The sequence below is a fragment of the Gilliamella sp. Pra-s60 genome, assembly GCF_009795755.1.
Classification (GTDB): Bacteria; Pseudomonadota; Gammaproteobacteria; order Enterobacterales; family Orbaceae; genus Gilliamella.
In genome coordinates this window covers 46,596-68,181 of record NZ_WTFA01000002.1, presented here as the reverse complement: position 1 = coordinate 68,181, position 21,586 = coordinate 46,596, and the positions used below count along the sequence as shown (strand labels likewise).

Genomic DNA, 21,586 nt, shown 5'->3' with positions numbered 1-21,586 from the left:
ATGGCTGATAATCAATATTACGGTACAGGTCGCCGCAAAAGTTCCGCTGCTCGTGTATTTATCAAACCAGGTAGTGGTAACATCGTTATTAACAAACGTTCATTAGAGCAATACTTTGGTCGTGATACTGCTCGTATGGTTGTTATGCAACCATTAGAGTTAGTAGAAATGACTGACAAACTTGATCTTTACATCACTGTTAAAGGTGGTGGTATTTCAGGTCAAGCTGGTGCTATTCGTCACGGTATTACTCGTGCGTTAATGGAATATGACGAAACCTTACGCTCAGCATTGCGTCAGGCAGGCTTCGTTACTCGTGATGCACGTCAAGTTGAACGTAAAAAAGTGGGTCTACGAAAAGCTCGTCGTCGTCCACAATTCAGCAAACGCTAATTGTAAAATTACAAAAAAGTTACAATTGTCTTTTAATAAAACCCAGCATCAGCTGGGTTTTTTTATGTTAATTTTTAGAGAAAAAAGTAATTTATGAGCTAGTTGAATTAACTAAAATGATAAATAGGCATCTATAAAAGTTAATAAAATTATTTAACTTAATGATATAAAATAGATTAACAATTGTTATATTGAATTGTATTTTTTTCTAAAACTTTTTGTTGTCATTACAAATTGATGAAAAAGAATAGAATAAAATTAAATTTTTTTAACAAATTTGTTATCTAATTTGTTAGAATAGCAATCAAATAGACTTATTTTAATTTTTACAAATTTGGAGTGGATATGGTTGTTGCTGTTAATAAACGTTCTGTAATGACATTATTTTGTGATACAACAGATATTTACGGGCATCAGATCCGTTTTGTTTTAGCAGAAAAAGGGGTAACTGCCGAAATCGAGTTTGTAACGGCAGATAATTTACCGCAGGAATTATTGGATCTTAATCCTTATGCTTCAATTCCAACATTAATTGACCGCGATCTTACGTTATACGAACCTCACATTGCTTTAGAGTATCTTGATGAACGTTTCCCTCATCCACCATTAATGCCTGTTTATCCAATTGTTCGCGCTAATTCACGATTAACAATGTATCGTATTAAAAAAGAATGGTATAGCGCTTACGAAACAATTATTGCCGATCCTAATAGCGATGCTGCTAAAATAGCACGGAAGAATCTTATTGATGATCTTGTTTCAATTTCGGTTATGTTTAAAGAAAAAGACTATTTTATGAGTGATGATTTCACATTATGTGATTGTTATTTTGCTCCATTGCTTTGGCGCTTACCATTACTTGGTATTGAATTACCCAAAGTAGCTGAAAAGAATTACCTAGCTTATATGGCACGAATTTTTGAACGTCCAGCTTTTGTTAATTCATTAACTGAAGAAGAAAAAAGAATAAGATCATAATCAATTAAATTTATTTTTTTATAATAACCTTAAACAAGGTAACCTTAATGGAACTTGAACAAATGTCTCCACGTCGCCCTTATATATTTAGGGCTTTTTATGATTGGATTTTAGATAATGAATTGACACCTTATATTGTGGTTAATACATCAGTACATGGTGTATTAGTGCCACAAGAATTTATCCAAAACAATCAGATAGTATTAAATATTGCGCCACAATCAGTTGGGCAATATTTAGCAACTAATGAGCAAATTGAGTTTAATGCTCGCTTTTCAGGTGTCCCGCAACACATTGTAGTTCCAATGGCGGCCATCGAAGCAATTTATGCTCGTGAAAATGGTGTAGGAATGGGATTTGAAGATGAACCTCAATATAAATCAAATCAAAAAACACCATTACAACAAGAAGCAGTTACTAAAAAAGCAAATCCATTCCGTGTTGTTAAATAGCTATTTTTTATTATTTAATAAGATGCTTTTTAATTAACTAATCTAAACTATAAATATTACTATTGCCCGCAAATAAGAGGGCAATAATAGCGTTACTTTATAAACAAAATTATAAATATATTTTTTATCAAATTTAGTTTGATAAAAGAGAATAACAAGTAACAAATATTGTCTTGAAATATAAAGAATAAATCATTTTAAATTAATATGTTATGTATTGATTTATCTTTTAAAAAATTATTCATAATTTTCTTTTTAATTTGTATCTAAAAAACAGACAAATTAGTTGCTTTTTTATTAACTTAGCTCGTTATTGTAGTGAACATATATAGTGTTAATTATATTACTTCCACTTAAAGGATTAATTATGATAAATTTAAATAAAATCACATTGTTAGTTAGAGGGGCATTAGGTGCGCTGCCTATGATTCCTATGTTGGCTAACGCCACAGTGAATATTGATGATACTAATATTGGTAGTTACAGAACTACAGGGATTAGCACTATTAATACCTCTGATGATATTTTGATAGACACCACCTCTTCGACTGGCCCTCATATAGATATGAGTAGCGGAGCCGGACTTATAGTACAGGCAAGTAAAATAATCACTATTGGACAACCAAGTAGTACCGAGAAATTTATCATTAGAAGCAATGCCGTTGGTAACCAGAATGCTTTTTATGGTGCTAATTTAAGATTTTCAGGAAAAATAGTAGCTAATAGTGAACTTGAATTCAATATGGTTGATGGCACAGGTATTTATATTACTAGTGGCTCGGAAGGATTATTCCAAAAAAAGGTCAGTATTATAAGTACAGGAACAGGTAGATTTTATGGTATACGGGGACACAATGCATCATTAACAGCCGAATCTAAAGGTGAGTTTAATGATAAAGTGTATATCACTTCTTCAGGCCAATATAGTTCAGGTATTATTTCTGTTAAGTCTAATAACCCTAACGCATTAGCTTCTCATTTAACTTTTAATGATAATGTGACTATTCGCATGACGGGACCAAATGGTATTGGTGTTCAAACGGGAGTTGAAAGCGGAAACGTAAATCCTAATGTAAGCTCTACTATTAACTTTAATAATGGATTAGATGTTATTACTGATCAAGCCACAACAATTTATGCCAATCAATTGAATGGTAAAGTAAACATCAGAAGTGGTTCAAATATCAACAATATTATTTCTCGTGCTAATCAGCAATATAATGCAATACAAGCGGATATTGGCGAAATAAATATCGATGGTAAAACAAATATTGAAGGTGATATTTATGCAATAGCCGATTCAGTTGGTAGGGGGATTATTAATCTTAACCTGACCGATGGTTCAACGCTATTAACTGCGATGGAAAACAATGTATTAACACCGGCAAGTAAAGGTGATATTAATTTATCTCTTCTAGGCAATCAGAGCAGATGGAAGATGACTAATAATTCATTCCTTGATTCATTAACATTAGGTAATGATGCTAAAATTAGCTTTGGTTATAGCTATGCAACACCAAGTTCAGTTGACGTTCTTAATAGTACTAATGCGATGACTTTAGCGACAAATTCATTATCTGGTAATGGTACATTTGAAATGCGAACAGGTATTGGACAAGGGATTGCTAATGATTTGCTTAAAGTAATCGGTTCTGGTTTAGCAACGGGTAATCATAACATTACGCTTATTGATAGCAAAACCGGTGCAAATTCCGTAACTGGAAATGAAAGAATAACACTTGTTGAAACCGAAGGAGGCAGTGCTGTTTTTGGGCTGTCATCACAATCTTTTGATGTTGGTCCTTATCAGTTTAATACCTTAACTAAAGTTAATGGTGCTCGTGGTGCGGGTACTGAAGATTGGGTTTTATCTGGAACACCAATTTCTCAAAATGGAAACAATAACAATAATAATAACAACAATAATAATGTTGGTGGTAATGGAATAGGTAATGGTAACACCCCAAACAAACCAAGAACTCAAAAGCCACTATTAACACATACCGCACAAAATGCCGCCAATATCCTAAATTCAAGCTATTTAATGAATTATGTTGAAACCCAAACATTATTGCAACGAATGGGGCAACTTAATAGGAAAGATGACGATAACGGTGATGCATGGGGGCGAATTTATACAGGTAAACTAAGCTCTTTTGATGATAGTCGTCTGTCTAATTTTGATATGAATTATTATGGTTTACAACTAGGTGTTGATCGAAAACTTGATAATGATAACTACGATATCTATTACGGTATTATGGGTGGTTTTAGTCGAGGAAACATTGATCACAATGTGGGTGATGGCAATACAAAAAGTTATTCTGCTGCATTATATTCTACATTACAAACACATGATGGTTTATACCTTGATAGTTTAGTGAAATATATGCGAATGGCGAATAAATTTAACAGCCGTACTGGTGGTGGTTATAATGTTAAAGGTGATGGCGATACAGACGGTTTTTCAGCTGGAGCCGAAATCGGTCAACGTTTTTATTTGTCGCAATGGTATATAGAACCACAAGCACAGTTAACATACTCTCATCAAAATAGTGCAACAATCAAAGCAACAAATGGATTAAGAACCAAACTAAGTAGCTATAATTCATTAATTGGTCGAACTAGTGTTATTTTAGGTTATGAAATACAAGACGATGATAACCCAACAAATATCTACTTCAAAACTGGTTATCTAAAAGAGTTTGATGGTGAAACCGCTTACACCTTTAACCATATTGCTAAAGAAAAATATGATTTTGGTGGTAACTGGTGGGATAACGGTATTGGTATCAATATGCAATTTAACAAAAATCACCAAATTTATGGTGATATAGTCTATTCACTTGGTAATAAGTTTGATCAAAAACAAGCAAATATTGGTTACCGTTATAGCTTTTAAATAAATGAACATAACTTTATTTTGTGTAACAAAATAAAACGTATATAAAAATCCCCCCCTATTGGTCATCTAGATTAATGGGGGGATATTTAAAAAACACAAAGTTTACTTAAAAATTTGTCAGGAAAGGTATTGATTTTATTTGATTTTTTTGTGTTGCCAAAAGCAGTTATCACTAACCACCACCTAAGAACTGTTCACCCAAGAACTATTCAACCAAAAACTACCCACCCAAGCTAAACTAAACAAACTGTACTTTCACTCCTAACAAATGATGGAATAACTGCCTCTATGGTACCGTCACCCGTTTTAGGTATGACGCGAGTCACGTTAACCGGTCCTAGGGCAAGTGATAGTCAAATAAAAGCCAGAAACCCTAGTCCACTTAGTGTCCCAAATTTGCCACAAACATTCGAGCTCAAGGGCAGGGATAGTAGTGGTGCAGTGGTCGCCAAATATGGATTTAAGTTAAAGCAATGGTTTGTAAACCGGGGGGATCGAGTTACAGGTGTTAATGGCCACACAGCTTGGTGTAATGGTTTAGGGTATCGTCTTGTGCAAGTTAGTGATTTAACTAACGCAGTACGTAAAAGCTCTCCTTCCATTTCTGGCGCTATGCCTTCTTCAGATGGCAATAATTATCAGCGTCAAATTGGTGCGGGTTTTTTCACTGAGTGGGGATATATGCAAGATTATATTGACGCCGACTTTCGCTACGATTTCTACGTGACGAGTGTTCCTAAAGGCAGCAGTCAGTTTAATGTCGGTGCATCTCGCGGTTACATACACAGTGTGAGTTCAGGTGGTTCCGACAGAGGTGGGCTTTGTGTTACTCCTTAAACCTTAGTGTTTGTTTCTCTATTCTTAATATATAGAGGTTTAGAAGGTTAGAGTGGAGCACTTATCAAAGAATAAATCCTAGTATTAGACAGGGATATAAGTAGTTTAATAACGTTTGCCAAGCGGTTTTGCGATTTGATAGCAAAACCGCTTTTTTAATCTACACAACAAAATACTTACTCAATATTGGCAAATTTATGACTTTGTACACTAAGTAGCCATTTATTATCCAAGCGATCTTTGTTGATTTTCCCCAATAGCTCAATGGTTTCAAACATATTAAACGCGCCATCTTTTTCGCACGGCGACAGGTAATAGCGTTTGGCGTGGATTTGGGTTTCGATATATTGGCAAAAATCGATAAAATCGGGGTGATTTTCAGCAACAATACGCACCTCGTTAGCGGTGGATTGAACTATTTTTTGGTAACGTGCTTGGTAGCAAAACTTAGGGCTAAGTGCAATGTAATCAACGAGTGGATCGACCTTACCAAGCCCATTGCTTTCAATAGCAATAAAATAGCCGGCCTCTTTTAATGGCAGTAACAGTTCTGGTAGTGCCTTGACCATTGTCGGCTCGCCGCCGGTAATGATAACGTTTTTGCTGTTGTATCCGCTCACTTTGGCAAGCAGTGCGTCTAATGTAAAACGGGTAAACTGACGAAAATTAGTATCGCACCAAGTACAATTTAAATTGCACCCAGCAAAACGGATAAAAACCGCAGGCATGCCAGTATTATAACCCTCGCCCTGTAAGGATTCGAAGATTTCAACAATACGAAACTCAATCATATTAACTCCGACGGTATTCGCAATACGAAGTGGGTGTTTCCCATAATTTGATCATCGAAACAGGCAAATATTGCGACAGATGATCAAAAATAAACTGACTCATTCCCTCGGCCGTTGTTCGGCAAGGAAAGGCAAATATTTTACGATCCATCTCTTGCAGTAAGGATGCAATACGGCACTCATTAGGATTATTTTGATTGTAAAGGTAAGCGTGATCGAGTGGATCAACAATATGCTGTTTAACGATTTGCTTTAAATCGGCATAATCCATGACCATATCTTGGCTTGAACCGCTATCAATAAGATCACCGCTGACTTCGACTAATAAACGGTAAGTATGACCGTGCAGATTATGACATTTTTTATTATGCCCATCTAACATATGACAGGCATCAAATTGAAATTCTTTGGCTATTTTGAACATGTTGTATTCCTAGTTTTTTTGCGTGGGATGGGTTACGAACCACGGTTAGATAAGCTAACAAAATAAAAGGCGGCTACTATAATCGATAAACAGCAATTTGTCATCTTTGATATGTTATTGAGTGTGATATTTATTGGCAATTATTGGGTATTGAGGCTCTTTATTTTGGCTTTTTTTAGGCATAAACTAGCAAAGATCGTGTTGTACAAAATGTGTAAAAAATATTCTTAATTTGCTCTTGAAAATTATTCTTCCACACTCATTTAGTGATCAATGCAAATGGTATAAATGTGTTAAGCATTTTAACCAAATCTATTGCTCAGGAGATAAACTATGAGGTTAGATAAACTTACTAACAAATTTCAACAAGCTTTAGCTGATGCGCAATCGCTAGCATTAGGTAAAGACAATCAATACATTGAGCCTGTACATGTCCTATCAGCCATGCTCAACCAAGATGGCAGTAGCGTTGCGCCATTATTGAATGCAGCGGGTGCTAATGTAGCTATTTTACAGCAAGAATTAACGCAAGCGATTGACCGACTCCCACAAGTACAAGGTGTTGGGGGCGAAGTGTTGCCATCACAAGAATTTATTCGAGTCTTGAATTTGTGCGACAAATTATCCCAAAAAAATGGCGATAGCTATATCTCGTCAGAACTCTTTATACTCGCCGCTTTAGAAGACAAAGGCAGCTTAGGGGATATCCTAAAAAAATCGGGCGTCAATAAAGACAAATTTAGCCAAGCAGTCAACCAAGTAAGGGGAAGCGATAACGTGAACGATCCTAATGCCGAAGATCAACGAGGGGCACTTAAAAAATACACCATCGATTTAACGCAGCGTGCAGAGCAAGGCAAGTTAGATCCTGTAATTGGTCGTGATGAAGAAATTCGCCGTACTATTCAAGTATTACAACGCCGTACCAAAAATAACCCAGTACTTATTGGTGAACCGGGTGTAGGTAAAACCGCCATTGTTGAGGGGCTTGCACAACGTATAGTTAACCGCGAAGTGCCTGAAGGTTTGCGTAACAAACGTGTCTTATCATTAGATATGGGCGCATTAATTGCGGGCGCAAAATACCGTGGTGAATTTGAAGAACGCTTAAAAGCGGTACTTAAAGACTTAGCCAAAGAAGAAGGGCGCATCATTTTATTTATTGACGAAATTCACACCATGGTCGGTGCAGGTAAAAGCGACGGTGCAATGGATGCAGGTAACATGTTAAAACCAGCGTTAGCGCGTGGTGAATTACATTGCGTTGGGGCAACTACACTTGACGAATATCGCCAATATATTGAAAAAGATCCTGCTTTAGAGCGTCGCTTCCAAAAAGTCTACGTTGCTGAACCAACAGTAGAAGATACGATTGCTATTTTGCGCGGATTAAAAGAACGCTACGAATTGCATCATCATGTGCAAATTACCGATCCTGCGATCGTGGCGGCGGCAACTTTGTCGCATCGTTATATCTCAGATCGTATGCTACCAGACAAAGCGATAGACCTTATTGACGAAGCCGCATCAAGCATTCGTATGCAAATGGACTCTAAACCGGAGTCTTTAGATCGCCTTGAAAGACGTATCATCCAACTTAAATTGGAACAACAAGCGCTTAAAAAAGAGTCTGACGATGCCAGTAAAAAACGTCTTGAAATGCTAAATGAAGAACTGACTGAAAAAGAAAAGGAATACGCATCGTTAGAAGAAGAATGGAAATCTGAAAAGGCCGCTGTTTCGGGCACGCAAAATATTAAAGCCGAGTTAGAAAAGGCACGCACCGAAATAGAACAAGCACGCCGAGCAGGCGATCTCAGTAAAATGTCCGAATTACAATACGGCAAAATACCAGAGCTTGAAAAGAAACTCGCCTCGGCAACGCAGTTAGAAGGCAAAACCATGAAGTTATTGCGTAACAAAGTCACCGATAACGAAATTGCCGAAGTGCTATCAAAAGCAACAGGCATTCCTGTTTCAAGAATGCTCGAAAGCGAAAAAGACAAGCTATTACATATGGAAGATGCGCTACACAAACGTGTTATTGGGCAACAAGAAGCCGTTGTTGCTGTTGCTAACGCAATTCGACGTAGTCGTGCTGGGTTATCAGACCCGAACAAACCAATTGGATCATTCCTATTTTTAGGACCAACGGGTGTTGGTAAAACCGAACTATGCAAATCGCTTGCTAACTTTATGTTTGACAGCGAAGATGCTATGGTGCGAATTGATATGTCCGAATTTATGGAAAAGCACTCAGTCGCACGTTTAATTGGTGCACCTCCGGGTTATGTGGGTTATGAAGAAGGAGGGTATTTAACTGAGGCGGTAAGACGTCGCCCTTATTCGGTCGTTTTACTTGACGAAGTTGAAAAAGCGCCCCCAGATGTGTTTAATATCTTACTACAGGTGTTAGACGATGGACGCTTAACCGATGGGCAAGGTCGTACCGTTGATTTCCGTAACACGGTTATCATCATGACATCAAACTTAGGTTCTGATTTAATTCAAGGTCAAGCAGATCTAAGCTACGACGAAATGAAAGCGCTGGTTATGACTGTTGTCACTAAACACTTTAGGCCTGAATTTATCAATCGAATTGATGAAACCGTCGTGTTCCATCCACTTGGACAAGAAAACATCAAAGCGATTGCCAAAATTCAATTAGCACACGTTGAAAAACGTTTAGATGAACGTGGTTACCAAATGGATATTTCTGACGCGGCATTAGAACATCTTGCCAAAGTGGGCTTTGACCCAATTTATGGTGCAAGACCACTAAAACGCGCAATACAACAAGAGATCGAAAATCCATTAGCGCAACAAATATTGTCAGGCAAATTAGTTCCGGGTAAAACCATCCATCTGGATTTAGTTGGCGATAATATCGAAGCGAAACAGCAATAACACATCAAACAACAAACCGACCTAAGCGGTCGGTTTTTTATGCACTAAAAAAACACCATAACAACCGCCAACAAAAATAAATCACCTCAAATTTTATATAAAAAACAATTGTTTTAATTTATAATTAAAAAATCAAAAGAACAAAAACCATCGTCAAGCGCTAAAATCAAAAATGACCTCCTAGCCTTTCAACAGTTTATTGATGTTTTTTATAAAAAAGTCATTGATAAGGACTTCGACTTAATCGCAAGGGAATTTGACGATCCTGTTTCAAGTTAAGAAAAAAGATGTATACAAGAAAGTAACAGATTATTACGCCAAAAAACGGTCAGGAAAGGTATTGATTTTATTAAAGTTTTTTCAAGGCATTTTTATCAAACAAAACCACCCCCAAAAAAATCCAAAGCAACGCACTCAACCTTCTAACAAATCTTTACAATAAATTAACAAAAAAAGTGGCAGATTATGCACCATCAAGTTATAATTTTTAGGCTTATTCAAGCAGGGAATCGCTCAAAAATAAAGCGAACGGATAGAAAAATATATAAAAAACAATAAATTACTTGACAAGGGAATAAAAATGCATTACCATGGTTGGCATCTGGCATCTGGCATCTGGCCTGCCAAACCTATGCCCTAAATCTTATTGATTCGCACGGTGGTCAAAAACAAGCGCCACAGTTATTTTCATCACCGAAGTCATTTCGCGTAGCGAAATCGACGCCGTCGTCGTGGTCTTTATTGGCGATGTCTTCGGCAGGTTCTTCAGCAGCATCTTCGGAAACATTTTCAGGAACCTCTTCGGTCAGGTCATCAATCACATCTTCGGCAAAATTATCACCGATACCCAAGTGGTTACTCAAACCGCCATTACTATTTAAATCACCATTATTATCTAAATCGGCATTATTCTTAGCGCCATTGTTGTTATTGTCGTATACGCAGGATACAGAGGCGTTAACGGCTTATACTTCAAGGGCTATCGAGGGGAGTGCGCCGTATTTAACGTTTGATGGAGGGGTAACAAAATTAACGAATACAGACCGTTTATTGTCAATAAAGTTGCAGGATGGAACGGTATACACAAGGTCAACCAACCCATCCACACCAACTAATCCAATCAGGTTGCCATATGTGGGGAGTAACTTAAGTCATATAGAGACGATAGTACCGCCATCAAGGAGTTCAATCACGATGAATGATTTGGTCAGTCAGGGTTATTGGGGTGATAATGATGGCGACGGACAGGTAACGGCATCGGGGAGTATATCGGTGGCGTTTAGGGATAAAAACGGTACTACGGTTAATCGTACTGATGCATTGGATATATGTAATGCACCGTATAAGGTAACTTTAACAAGTTCAGGTGGCACATTAAGCACGCAGTATGGGGTACCAAGAAGTAGTAGTTTTAGTGGCGCTACGGTGGATTATTATATTAATCCAAATGACGATATCCGTATTTGTTCGGTCAGGCCGAATTTGTTGAGGGGTGGAACAACTGGCATCGTTTCTTGGGACGACCCCCACTATGCAGGTCCAGCTAACATATGGAATCCTAGTAAGGGCTTTTTAGTTCAGTCAACGAGTCCATCATCTTACGACAGGAACTTTCCAACGACTGGTGCAGATGGTTTGTATTTTGATTTGGATATAGGTGGGCTTGACGCAAGTCAGTTAAGTTGGACAGTTAACACAAGTGGTAGTATAAGAGCAACGGTGAGTTGGATAAGGCCGCGTTCTGGTACATTCACAGACCCAGATAACCGTACTATCCAAGCTGATGAATGGATTATGGATAAATCCAAAAATGTAACACGGGTAACGTTGCATGGTCCAAGGGCAAGTAGTAGTCAAATAAGCTCAAGTAATCCACGTTCACTAACACGTCCATCTTTGCCACAGACGTTCGAGTTGGTGGGTAGAGGTAGTAATGGTAATGAGGTTCGTTACGGCTTTGTGTTAAAGCAGTGGTTCGTCAATCGGGGTGGTCAATGGAAACCTCATAATGACCAATCAGCATGGTGTAGAAGTTTGGGTTATCGGATGCCTAGGGTAAGGGATTTAACCAATGCGGTTTGTTCTGGTTGGAATATGAATAATAATTATCCTTGTACTGGTGCAGTAGGCGCTACGCCGTCGTCTAGTGGTAATGGTTACCAGCGTAACATAGGAGCAGGCTTTTTCACGGAGTGGGGGCTTATGTCCGACTACGATGCGGGCTTCGTCCGCTACTTCTACTGGGCGAGTGACGCAGCAGGTAGCAACAAGTTCGCTGTCTCTTCGACCTTCGGCAAGTTCGGCAGCTTCAGTGCCAGCGACCGCTATCACGCTGCTTGCACCGCACCTTAGCTTTTAGCGTTTAGTTCTTAATCCTTAGGGCGCGGAAGGGGGTTACGGTGCCTGAGAGGACAATATAACAAAGAATCAAGCCCCCGCGTAAGTTGGGGCTTTGAGCAGGCAAAGCCTGCGGACTCAGCGGTTTTATGACTGAAGGTCAAAAAACCGCGGTCCGATTTCACAGACTCCGAGCCAATAGCCGAAACCGCACTGAGCAACATAAATAAAACATTAACATTACAACATTTGCTGTTTTTATCATCATGGCAACCTAACAAATATCCCCCGATTGTGGATAGTGCGTTTATTCAAGAGTTAAAAAACTATTTCAGCCAATAGCAGCGCACACGGTGCCCGATGGGGCTATTGTTTTGGGTGTGTTTTTGCTAAAAACACATCAAGAAAAACTTCAATAAAATCAATACCTTTCCTGACCGATTTTTTAGCGGAAAATCAAGCCTTTTTTGTTTTTGTGAATAGAGTGGATTGAGTGCAGAGGTTTCGGACGTTTGGGCTTTGGTGAACAAAATAGCTACAGTGACCACGTCCGAGCAAAGGGAATTAAAGCGAATTCCCTTTGCAAACCCACGCTTTGGCTACAGAATGTGGCCTTCGGCTACGCTACTCGTATCATCATGATACTCGCCTCTACGAGGCCATCTTCGCTATGCTCAGGTGTTCAAATTTGTTCCAGACAAATTTGTCCGACGCCGAAACAAGACAACAACATAACCTTAGGTCTTTTTTGTGAGTTGTTTTTGTGTTAAAAAGCAATGCAAAAACCGCAAAAAAGCGGTCAGGAAAGGTATTGATTTTATTAAAGTTTTTATTTAACTCTTTTCAACCAAAATCAACTATTATCCTATGACTTAGTACATGTTTAAGTATATTTCTTCAAATATTCAAGATATGATATAGCAAAATAACCAATATAAAACAGAACAATGAGTAACGAAATCGAATTAAAATTTGAAATCAATACCAACGATATTGCCAGTTTAAAATATTATTTAGATCAATGGGCTGATTGTGACGAGGCCGAATTTTCGGCATCGTCAGCATTATCATCAACAAAACGCTGTGTTACCAAACAAAATTTGACCAATACTTATTACGATACTAGTGATTATTACCTGCGTAATCATGGTTGTGGGCTACGTGTAAGAGGGGGGGATGATGGTTTAGTAAAACGTTTTGAAATCACATTAAAACGTGACAAAAAATCGATTGCGGGGTTGCATGAGCGTGCTGAATTTAATGTCGATTTGCCAGATTCTGTTCCTGATTTAACTGTATTACCTTGCCATGCTTTGCCAAATGACTGTGATATTGCTGAGCTACAACGGAATTTACTGCCTTTGTTTACCACTGATTTTGAGCGGCAAGCGTGGTTAATTTCGTTTGCAAGTAGTGAAATTGAAGTTGCGTTAGATCAAGGGCAAATTAGTTCAAATAATCAATCTATCCCCATTAAGGAAGTTGAACTTGAAATCAAGCAAGGCAATACACACGATTTACTTAATTTTGCTATTGAGCTAAGTCGATTTAATTTACATCTATTTTCACAAAGCAAAGCTTCTAGGGGGTATCGATTATTGAATAATTTGGCACCTAAAAAGTGCGCTTATGCGCTTTCAAGTCAATGTGATTTGCCTAAATTGCTTGAGTTTTGGCAACAAAACGAAGAATATGCGTTAGAAGTGAATGATTTAGAATACTACAAGCAAACTTTAAATCAGGTAAATGATCAGTTAACCAATAAACTACTTTTTAACGAGCCGGAGTTTGCTCAATGGCAAGCGGCATTGTTGGTTATTAATTCTGTAAAAGAATTTGCTTTTAGTGAGATAAATACGAAGCTAAAACTAATGCTAATTATTGCAATAAATAAAACGAACGTATAAATATAAGGATATAGAGATGAAAACGTCATTTTTTAAATTACCTTTATTACTCGTTTTATTCTATTGGGTATTTAATATTGTTTTTGTTGTTACTTATTGTGTTGGATTTGATGATTATTTTTTTATATCGTCAGATATGACAATCTATCAGATTATTATAAAATTTATTAAACAAATATTACCCAATTTCTTTTTACAGTTGCCTAGTTCATTTGTACTATTTACGACTTCCGCATTGATATTGAATAAATATGCTATTAATCAAATCAATCAAAAAAATATCATCAATAGCTTATTTATTGCCGCATTAATTACATTAGGCGATATTGTTGGCCGATTGTATTGTTACCCCTATATTTATGAGTGGATGCAGGCTGGACGACAATATTTAAATCCCAATATATATTTCTTTTTTCCTAACTATATAACTAATCTTTTAAAGATAACAATAGGTTATTTTTTTATAGTATTGTTAACTTGCTTTAGCATCAAATTGTTTAATAAAAGTTATATGCATAACGACAATGCATTAACTCAAAACGAGAGCCAACAACTACATTTAGGTTTATTTATAGCACTTTATAACTGCTATTTTCTTACTGCATTATTTGCGCTAATTTTTTTATATGAAGATATGTATTACAGTTATTACAGTTTTAGAAAAATCATTATTGATATAGTTGGTTTAACTGTATTTTTATCAGTTGTGAATTTGCTTGGTTATTTTTTGTTAAGACGATGTTTTACTGGCGTAACGGAAACTATCGCTTTTAAAAAGCTTGTTTTTAGTTCAATAGGCATTTTTCTATTAAATCTTCTATTAAATTGTTTATTATTGATCGTATTAGTCATTTTTAGTATTTCATTAATAAATTATTTGAAATATTGGCACAAAATAAGTGACTTAGAAATAATAATGATTTGTTTTATGATCGTAGTTATTTTACTTATTTCAAGCTGTGTATTGGTGAGAATAGCGGTTAAACTACTATTTGGTAAAATGGATAAAAATTATCAAAATATGTCAGTCTAAATATAATTATTTATTAGCTAGCACTGCTTTTTATTATTGTGAATGAATTCTAAGAGAGCTTGCCCATGTCAGAATTTAACTCGTCGTTTTCTTCTTTGTTTGAACAACAAAAGCAAAAAGTCGCCCTTCAACTTGAACAATGCAATCTAGCTCAAGTGCAAGCTCACCTTGATATTTTGGTGCAGAGTGATTTTTTGGTCGATGCGTTTTGTCGATTCCCTAATTGGTTTGCCGATATAGTACAAAACCCACCGCAAGCCGATGAACGGCAATTTTATCAATCTTGGTTAGATGCACAATTAGCAGATGTGACGGATGAAGCTATTTTTATGAAAACGCTTAGGCTGTTTCGGCATTTTATGTTAGTGCGCCTTGAGTGGTCACAATTGGCTAAAATAAGTCATGATGAGCAGATTTTATTGCAATTGACCGAATTGGCCGAGGTGATTATTGTTACAGCTCGCGATTGGCTTTATGAGCTTAGTTGCAAAGAGTGGGGAACACCTTGTAATGCTCAAGGTCAGGCGCAGCCACTGCTGATTTTAGGTATGGGTAAATTGGGCGGTGGGGAGCTGAACTTTTCGTCCGATATTGATTTGATTTTTACTTATCCAGAACATGGGCAAACAAAAGGTGGTCGGCGAGAATTAGATAATGCTGTCTTTTTTACTCGATTAGGTCAACGCTTAATTAAAGCGCTCGATCAAATTTCCGAAGATGGTTTTGTGTATCGTGTAGATATGCGTTTACGTCCGCTTGGTGATGGGGGGCCTTTAGTTCTGAGCTTTTCTTCTATGGAAGATTATTATCAAGAGCAAGGTCGAGATTGGGAACGTTATGCTATGGTTAAAGCCAAAGTTCTTGGTGATCAGAACGCCCCTTATGTAGGTGAACTGTATCAAATGTTGAAGCCTTTTGTTTATCGTCGCTATATCGATTTTAGTGTTTTACAATCATTGCGTAATATGAAAAGCATGATTGAACGTGAAGTGCGTCGTCGTGGTTTAAAAAATAACATCAAACTTGGCGCTGGTGGGATTCGTGAAATAGAGTTTATTGTGCAAGTTTTTCAGCTTATTCGTGGCGGACGAGTAGTAGGGTTGCAAACTCGTTCGCTATTAAATGCACTTAATGTGATTGAACAAGAATCGCTACTTGCATCGAATGAAGTATCGTTATTACGAGAAAATTACCTGTTTTTACGTCGTTGTGAAAATCTTCTACAAGCTATTGCCGACGAACAGACCCAAACCTTGCCAGATAATGCACTGGACCAAGCTCGTTTAGCAACAAGCATGGGTTTTAATCATTGGCATGATTTTGAACAAGAATTATCAGTGCAAATGCAATGTAATCGCCAAATTTTTAATGAACTTATTGGCGAAAATGAATCAGAATCTGCTTCAACAACCAAGTCTTATAATGATCAATTTGACGATCTTTGGGTGCCAGATCTTCAAATAAGTGATGTCAGTGCCGTGTTACCCAATTATTCAGAAACACAAGCCACACAGATCCATCAAATGCTAATACAATTTCGTGATGATATTGGTAAACGTACAATTGGTGTACGGGGGCGTGAAATACTCGATCAATTAATGCCACGTTTATTAGAATCTATCTGTAGTGAAAAGCAAGTAACAATCGTGTTATCAAGAATTTTGCCGTTACTTGTTAATATTGTTAGTCGTACTACTTATTTAGAACTGTTACTTGAATATCCAACCGCTTTGAAGCAATTAATTCGTTTATGTAGTGCTTCGCCAATGATTAGTGATCAACTGGCTCATTACCCTATATTGTTAGATGAGCTTATTGATATCAATTCGCTTTATCAGACCGTTGCTCCAAATGAATATAAAAGCCAGCTTTATCAATATTTATTGCGTATTGAAGTGGATGATGAAGAACAACAACTTGAAGCTTTACGCCAATTTAAGCAGATGCAATTACTGCATATAGCAGCTGCCGATGTTGAGCATGTGTTAACTACTATGAAAGTTAGCGATCATCTAACTTATGTAGCCGAAGCTTTATTAGATTTTGTAGTGCAAATGGCATGGAATCAAATGATTGCTCGTTATGGCAAGCCTGAGCATTTGGCTGATAATCATAAAGGCTTGGTGGTAATTGGCTATGGTAAATTAGGCGGTTGGGAACTGGGTTATGGTTCGGATCTCGATCTGGTTTTTTTACATGATTGTCCTGTTAATAGTGTCACCGATGGTGATAAGCAGATCGATAGTCGTCAATTTTATTTGCGCCTTGTACAACGTATTATTCATTTATTTAATGTACGTACTAGCTTTGGTATTTTATATGAAGTTGATGTAAGACTCCGCCCTCAAGGTGATGCAGGACTTCTTGCTTGTAGTTTAGATGCGTTCGAAGATTACCAAATAAATGAAGCGTGGACATGGGAACATCAAGCTTTAGTACGAGCCAGAGCTGTATATGGTGAAGCCGAATTAATCGATCGTTTTAATCAAATTCGTCATAATGTACTTTGTAAAAAGCGTGATGAAGTTGTATTAAAAAAAGAAGTGCGTGAAATGCGCGAAAAGATGCGAGCACATCTAGGTAGCACACAAGATAATTCATTTAACTTAAAAATTGATGAGGGTGGAATTGGTGATATTGAATTTTTATCACAGTATTTGGTGCTTAATTATGCTTACCTGCATCCCCAAATGACAAAATGGAGTGATAATGTTCGTATTTTAGAGCTCGCAACAAAATATCAAATTATCGATAGTCACGAAGCACAGCAACTAACACAAGCTTATATTGATATGCGCAATAAAATCCATCAACTTGCATTGCAATTATTACCAAGCACGGTGAATGGTACACCGTTTAAGCAAGAAACACAAATAGTTAATCAAAGTTGGCAAAAGTGGTTAACGTAATTCATTGACTTTTATTTTAATAGTTTATTTTACTATCTCATTGATTTAAAAAATTTAGAGAATATAAAAAACAATGCCACATTAGTGGCATTGATGAGAAAATAGTTTGAGTATATGTAATACTTAGCAACTATTTTGCTTCTTTCCATAAAATCAAATCTTGATCTTCAAGATCTGAGCTATCAAAGCCTACAATCGGTTTGATATCTTCACGGTCAAAAGCGATATCACCACCATTCACGGCAAGATCACCTTTTTTAATGCCTTTAAAATCAAACAAATTAGTATCACAAAGATGGGATAAGGTAATGTTTTGTGTGGCACGGAACATGGTTTCAATTCGTCCCGGGAATTTTTTATCCCATTCATTAAGCATCTCTTTAATCACTTGCCTTTGTAAGTTTGGTTGCGAGCCACAAAGGTTACAAGGAATTATTGGAAATTGCTTAATTTCGGCATATTTAGCAATGTCCTTTTCTTTGCAATAAGCCAGTGGACGGATAATGATATGTTCGCCTGAATCATTCATTAATTTAGGTGGCATTGCTTTGAGCTTGCCACCATAAAACATGTTTAAAAAGAGCGTTTCTAAAATATCGTCACGATGATGTCCAAGGGCAATTTTAGTTGCACCAAGTTCGGTGGCTGTGCGATATAAAATGCCTCGGCGTAGTCGTGAGCAAAGTGAGCAAGTTGTTTTTCCTTCAGGAATTTTATCTTTGACAATGCCGTAGGTGTTTTCTTGCACGATTTTATATTCAATGCCTAACGAATTTAGGTATTCAGGCAATACATGTTCAGGAAATCCCGGTTGTTTTTGATCTAAATTAACCGCTATTAGGTCAAAATGTACTGGTGCGCTGATTTTTAAGTTAATAAGAATATCAAGCAAAGTATAACTATCTTTACCACCTGATAAGCAAACCATAATACGATCACCTTCTTCGATCATATTAAAGTCAGCGATTGCCTCGCCAGTTAAGCGACGCAATCGTTTGTGTAGTTTATTTTGATTATATGTATTCATCACAATTTTATTGGTTATTCAGCTCGGCTCATGTAACGGCGTTCAGCAATATGAACTTTGACTTTTTCGTAGTTATCAATATATTCAGGAACCTGAATAACAAGCCCTGTTGATAAGGTAGCCGGCTTGGTTCGTGCACTTGCTGAAGCACCTTTAATACTTGGCGAGGTTTCAATAATTTCTAGATCAACGGTTTGCGGTAATTCTAATGCAATAACTTCATCATCAGCCATTAATACCTGCATTCCATCCATTCCACCTTCTGGAATAAATAAGAGTTCTTCTTCAATTTGTTCTTTTTTGAAAGTAAATGGTGTGTAGTCCTCGTTATCCATAAACACGTATTCGTCGCCATCAATATACGAAAAGCTAACAGGACGGCGTGATAGTTCAATCGTATCAAGAATGTCATCGCCCTTAAAGCGCTCTTCCACTTTGCCACCATTTTTGACATCGGTAAAACGCATTTTATAAAGCGTGCTAGCTCCTCGTGCGCTTGGGCTTTGTACATCGATGTCTTTAACCAATAATAATTTGCCATTATAAGTGACAGCATCGCCACGTTTTATTTCATTTGCTTTAGCCATAATATTTATTCTTCACAATTAATAGAAAGGTTAAAAAATTAGCTCGCTATTTTACCGCTAACTTGCTATTGTCACCATCAAAATTTATTGGTTATCCTTAAAATGAAGGAAATATCGTGACAGATTTAGCAATATGTCGAAAAAACTGTGGAGCTTGTTGTATTGCCCCTTCAATTTCATCGCCTATCCCTGGCATGCCTAAAGGAAAGCCAGCTGGTGTGGCTTGTATTCATTTAGACGATAATTATCAATGCAAATTATTTTTGCATCCATCAAGGCCAACCGTATGCGGTCATTTAAAACCTTGTGTTGAGATGTGTGGCAATAATCAAGCACAAGCATTGAATTATTTAACTCAATTAGAACAGTTAACTAAAGGCTAGGTATTGCTTAAATTTAACAAACCAATTCAATTATTAGAATTATTTATCTCGCACTATATTTTTTTTGATAAACTTCTCGCACTTCATTAGAAAATGATAAATATCAATAATTTTAAGTTCGATTTTTGGTCATTAATTGCTTTATAAGCATATCAAATAATTGACTAATTTATTATCAAGCTTAATCCTTTTAGACAGAAGAAGTAACTATGAAAAATAAATTAAAACGAGATTTAAAAGCACGTCATTTAGCAATGATTGCTATTGGTGGCTCAATTGGTACGGGGCTATTTGTTGCATCGGGTGCAACAGTTGCACAAGCTGGTCCTGGAGGTGCATTACTTTCATACGCTGTTATTGGTGTAATGGTGTATTTTTTAATGACTAGTTTGGGTGAACTAGCTGCTTATTTACCTGTTTCAGGCACGTTTGCTACTTATGGTGCACGTTATGTTGATGAAGCCTTTGGTTTTGCTATCGGCTGGAATTATTGGTACAACTGGGCAATTACTGTTGCTGTAGACTTAGTTGCTGCTCAGTTAGTCATCTCTTATTGGTTTGATGCAGGGGCTTATAGTTGGTTATGGAGTTTTTTGTTTTTAAGCATTATCTTTTGCCTAAACTACATTTCAGTTAAAGGTTTTGGTGAAGCTGAATTTTGGTTTTCATTAATTAAAGTTGTCACAGTTATTATTTTTATTGTGGTTGGTTTATTAATGATTATTGGTATTTTTCATGGTGCTGAAGGGGCAGGCTGGAAAAATTGGACTATTGAGGAAGCCCCTTTTGCTGGTGGATTTTCAGCAATGATTGGCGTGGCGATGGTGGTTGGTTTTTCATTCCAAGGCACAGAACTTATTGGGATTGCCGCTGGTGAATCAAAAGATCCAGAAAAAAATATACCTAAAGCTATGCGCCAAGTATTTTGGCGAATATTATTATTTTATATTTTTGCGATTTTAGTCATTAGCTTGATCATTCCTTATACTGATCCTAATTTATTACGTAATGATGAAACCGATATTAGTGTCAGTCCATTTACTTTGGTGTTTCAAAATGCGGGATTATTGTCAGCGGCGGCATTTATGAATGCTGTTATTTTAACATCGGTATTATCAGCAGGTAACTCAGGACTTTATGCTTCAACGCGTATGCTTTATGCACTTGCCAAAGAAGGTAAAGCGCCTAAAATCTTTGCTAAATTGTCATCTTCGGGCGTGCCACGCGTAGCGTTATTGGCAACAACATTTGTGGCTATGCTTTGTTTTTTAACTTCTATGTACAAAGATCAGCAAGTCTATTTATGGTTACTAAATATGTCAGGCATGACAGGATTTATTGCTTGGCTTGGTATTGCCATCAGTCATTATCGCTTTAGAAAAGGTTACATAATGCAAGGTAATAATATTAATCAGTTACCATATCGTTCAAGTTTTTTCCCATTTGGTCCTATTTTTGCCTTTGTATTATGCCTAATTATCACTCTTGGGCAAAATTACGAAGCTTTTTTACAAGATACCATTGATTGGAATGGCGTAATAGCTACTTATATTGGTATACCACTATTTTTGATGATTTATTTTGGTTACAAAATAGTGAAGAAGACAAAATGGGTTAAATACGAACAGATGGACTTTTCTAAAGAAGAATAATTCATTCGTGTCGTTTAATCTCTTTCTCTTTCCGTCGACTAGGGTCGACGGATTTTTTATTAAA

The 21,586-nt window shown here is 36.9% G+C and carries 16 protein-coding genes and 1 riboswitch; of the genes, 12 read left to right on the top strand and 4 right to left on the bottom strand.

Annotated elements, in window-relative coordinates:
* From rpsI to GQ596_RS01945, 5 genes are all read left to right on the top strand, one after another.
* Positions 1-393, top strand: coding sequence for a 30S ribosomal protein S9 (gene rpsI, locus GQ596_RS01965; RefSeq protein WP_034915459.1), 393 nt, complete (start codon positions 1-3; stop codon positions 391-393).
* Between the two features lie 345 nt (positions 394-738).
* Positions 739-1,371, top strand: a complete 633-nt coding sequence (locus GQ596_RS01960; protein ID WP_160400007.1) for a glutathione S-transferase N-terminal domain-containing protein — start codon at positions 739-741, stop codon at positions 1,369-1,371.
* 47 nt (positions 1,372-1,418) lie between these two features.
* The gene (locus GQ596_RS01955; protein ID WP_160400006.1) at positions 1,419-1,823 is read left to right on the top strand and encodes a ClpXP protease specificity-enhancing factor; all 405 of its coding nucleotides are present in this window, start codon (positions 1,419-1,421) and stop codon (positions 1,821-1,823) included.
* A gap of 367 nt (positions 1,824-2,190) precedes the next feature.
* Positions 2,191-4,725: an autotransporter outer membrane beta-barrel domain-containing protein gene (locus GQ596_RS01950; RefSeq protein ID WP_160400005.1), complete on the top strand. Its 2,535-nt coding sequence runs from the start codon at positions 2,191-2,193 to the stop codon at positions 4,723-4,725.
* Positions 4,726-5,016: 291 nt separating this feature from the next.
* Entirely contained in the window at positions 5,017-5,565 is a 549-nt protein-coding gene (locus GQ596_RS01945; protein ID WP_160400004.1) for a hypothetical protein, read from the top strand.
* A gap of 176 nt (positions 5,566-5,741) precedes the next feature.
* Here the strand turns inward: GQ596_RS01945 and GQ596_RS01940 are convergent, their stop codons facing one another.
* Together GQ596_RS01940 and queD are read right to left on the bottom strand one after the other, a co-directional pair.
* Positions 5,742-6,356, bottom strand: a complete 615-nt coding sequence (locus GQ596_RS01940) for a 7-carboxy-7-deazaguanine synthase QueE (RefSeq protein ID WP_160400003.1) — start codon at positions 6,354-6,356, stop codon at positions 5,742-5,744.
* 1 nt (position 6,357) lies between these two features.
* Complete coding sequence (queD, locus tag GQ596_RS01935) at positions 6,358-6,780, bottom strand: 6-carboxytetrahydropterin synthase QueD (protein WP_160400002.1); 423 nt, start codon at positions 6,778-6,780, stop codon at positions 6,358-6,360.
* Between the two features lie 3 nt (positions 6,781-6,783).
* Positions 6,784-6,829: riboswitch (PreQ1 riboswitch) on the bottom strand.
* Positions 6,830-7,113: 284 nt separating this feature from the next.
* Between queD and clpB the strand changes: the two genes are divergently transcribed.
* The 5 genes from clpB (at position 7,114) to glnE (ending at position 17,873) form a co-directional block, all read left to right on the top strand.
* Positions 7,114-9,687 carry an ATP-dependent chaperone ClpB gene (clpB, locus tag GQ596_RS01930; protein ID WP_160400001.1) on the top strand — a complete coding sequence of 858 codons (2,574 nt, stop codon included), beginning with the start codon at positions 7,114-7,116 and terminating at the stop codon, positions 9,685-9,687.
* 594 nt (positions 9,688-10,281) lie between these two features.
* Entirely contained in the window at positions 10,282-12,039 is a 1,758-nt protein-coding gene (locus tag GQ596_RS01925; RefSeq protein ID WP_160400000.1) for a hypothetical protein, read from the top strand.
* 932 nt (positions 12,040-12,971) lie between these two features.
* Positions 12,972-13,931 (top strand): inorganic triphosphatase, encoded by a 960-nt coding sequence (locus GQ596_RS01920; protein WP_160399999.1) that lies wholly within the window; start codon positions 12,972-12,974, stop codon positions 13,929-13,931.
* A gap of 16 nt (positions 13,932-13,947) precedes the next feature.
* Positions 13,948-14,964, top strand: coding sequence for a hypothetical protein (locus GQ596_RS01915; RefSeq protein ID WP_160399998.1), 1,017 nt, complete (start codon positions 13,948-13,950; stop codon positions 14,962-14,964).
* Between the two features lie 65 nt (positions 14,965-15,029).
* Positions 15,030-17,873 (top strand): bifunctional [glutamate--ammonia ligase]-adenylyl-L-tyrosine phosphorylase/[glutamate--ammonia-ligase] adenylyltransferase, encoded by a 2,844-nt coding sequence (glnE, locus tag GQ596_RS01910; protein WP_160399997.1) that lies wholly within the window; start codon positions 15,030-15,032, stop codon positions 17,871-17,873.
* Between the two features lie 130 nt (positions 17,874-18,003).
* Here glnE and ttcA read toward each other — a convergent pair whose 3' ends face one another.
* On the bottom strand, positions 18,004-18,900 hold the full coding sequence (ttcA, locus tag GQ596_RS01905; RefSeq protein ID WP_160399996.1) for a tRNA 2-thiocytidine(32) synthetase TtcA: 897 nt from the start codon (positions 18,898-18,900) through the stop codon (positions 18,004-18,006).
* Positions 18,901-18,914: 14 nt separating this feature from the next.
* Positions 18,915-19,487: an elongation factor P-like protein YeiP gene (gene yeiP, locus GQ596_RS01900; RefSeq protein ID WP_160399995.1), complete on the bottom strand. Its 573-nt coding sequence runs from the start codon at positions 19,485-19,487 to the stop codon at positions 18,915-18,917.
* A gap of 116 nt (positions 19,488-19,603) precedes the next feature.
* Between yeiP and GQ596_RS01895 the strand changes: the two genes are divergently transcribed.
* Both GQ596_RS01895 and GQ596_RS01890 read left to right on the top strand, forming a co-directional pair.
* Positions 19,604-19,870 (top strand): YkgJ family cysteine cluster protein, encoded by a 267-nt coding sequence (locus GQ596_RS01895; RefSeq protein WP_202112569.1) that lies wholly within the window; start codon positions 19,604-19,606, stop codon positions 19,868-19,870.
* Between the two features lie 209 nt (positions 19,871-20,079).
* A complete protein-coding gene (locus tag GQ596_RS01890) occupies positions 20,080-21,522 on the top strand; it encodes an amino acid permease (RefSeq protein ID WP_160399994.1) in 1,443 nt (480 codons plus the stop codon).
* Positions 21,523-21,586: the final 64 nt, after the last annotated feature.

Coding starts and splice junctions, on each gene's coding strand:
- rpsI (WP_034915459.1), top strand. CDS start 1: ATGGCTGATAATCAATATTACGGTACAGGTCGCCGCAAAAGTTCCGCT.
- GQ596_RS01960 (WP_160400007.1), top strand. CDS start 739: ATGGTTGTTGCTGTTAATAAACGTTCTGTAATGACATTATTTTGTGAT.
- GQ596_RS01955 (WP_160400006.1), top strand. CDS start 1,419: ATGGAACTTGAACAAATGTCTCCACGTCGCCCTTATATATTTAGGGCT.
- GQ596_RS01950 (WP_160400005.1), top strand. CDS start 2,191: ATGATAAATTTAAATAAAATCACATTGTTAGTTAGAGGGGCATTAGGT.
- GQ596_RS01945 (WP_160400004.1), top strand. CDS start 5,017: ATGGTACCGTCACCCGTTTTAGGTATGACGCGAGTCACGTTAACCGGT.
- GQ596_RS01940 (WP_160400003.1), bottom strand. CDS start 6,356: ATGATTGAGTTTCGTATTGTTGAAATCTTCGAATCCTTACAGGGCGAG.
- queD (WP_160400002.1), bottom strand. CDS start 6,780: ATGTTCAAAATAGCCAAAGAATTTCAATTTGATGCCTGTCATATGTTA.
- clpB (WP_160400001.1), top strand. CDS start 7,114: ATGAGGTTAGATAAACTTACTAACAAATTTCAACAAGCTTTAGCTGAT.
- GQ596_RS01920 (WP_160399999.1), top strand. CDS start 12,972: ATGAGTAACGAAATCGAATTAAAATTTGAAATCAATACCAACGATATT.
- GQ596_RS01915 (WP_160399998.1), top strand. CDS start 13,948: ATGAAAACGTCATTTTTTAAATTACCTTTATTACTCGTTTTATTCTAT.
- glnE (WP_160399997.1), top strand. CDS start 15,030: ATGTCAGAATTTAACTCGTCGTTTTCTTCTTTGTTTGAACAACAAAAG.
- ttcA (WP_160399996.1), bottom strand. CDS start 18,900: ATGAATACATATAATCAAAATAAACTACACAAACGATTGCGTCGCTTA.
- yeiP (WP_160399995.1), bottom strand. CDS start 19,487: ATGGCTAAAGCAAATGAAATAAAACGTGGCGATGCTGTCACTTATAAT.
- GQ596_RS01890 (WP_160399994.1), top strand. CDS start 20,080: ATGAAAAATAAATTAAAACGAGATTTAAAAGCACGTCATTTAGCAATG.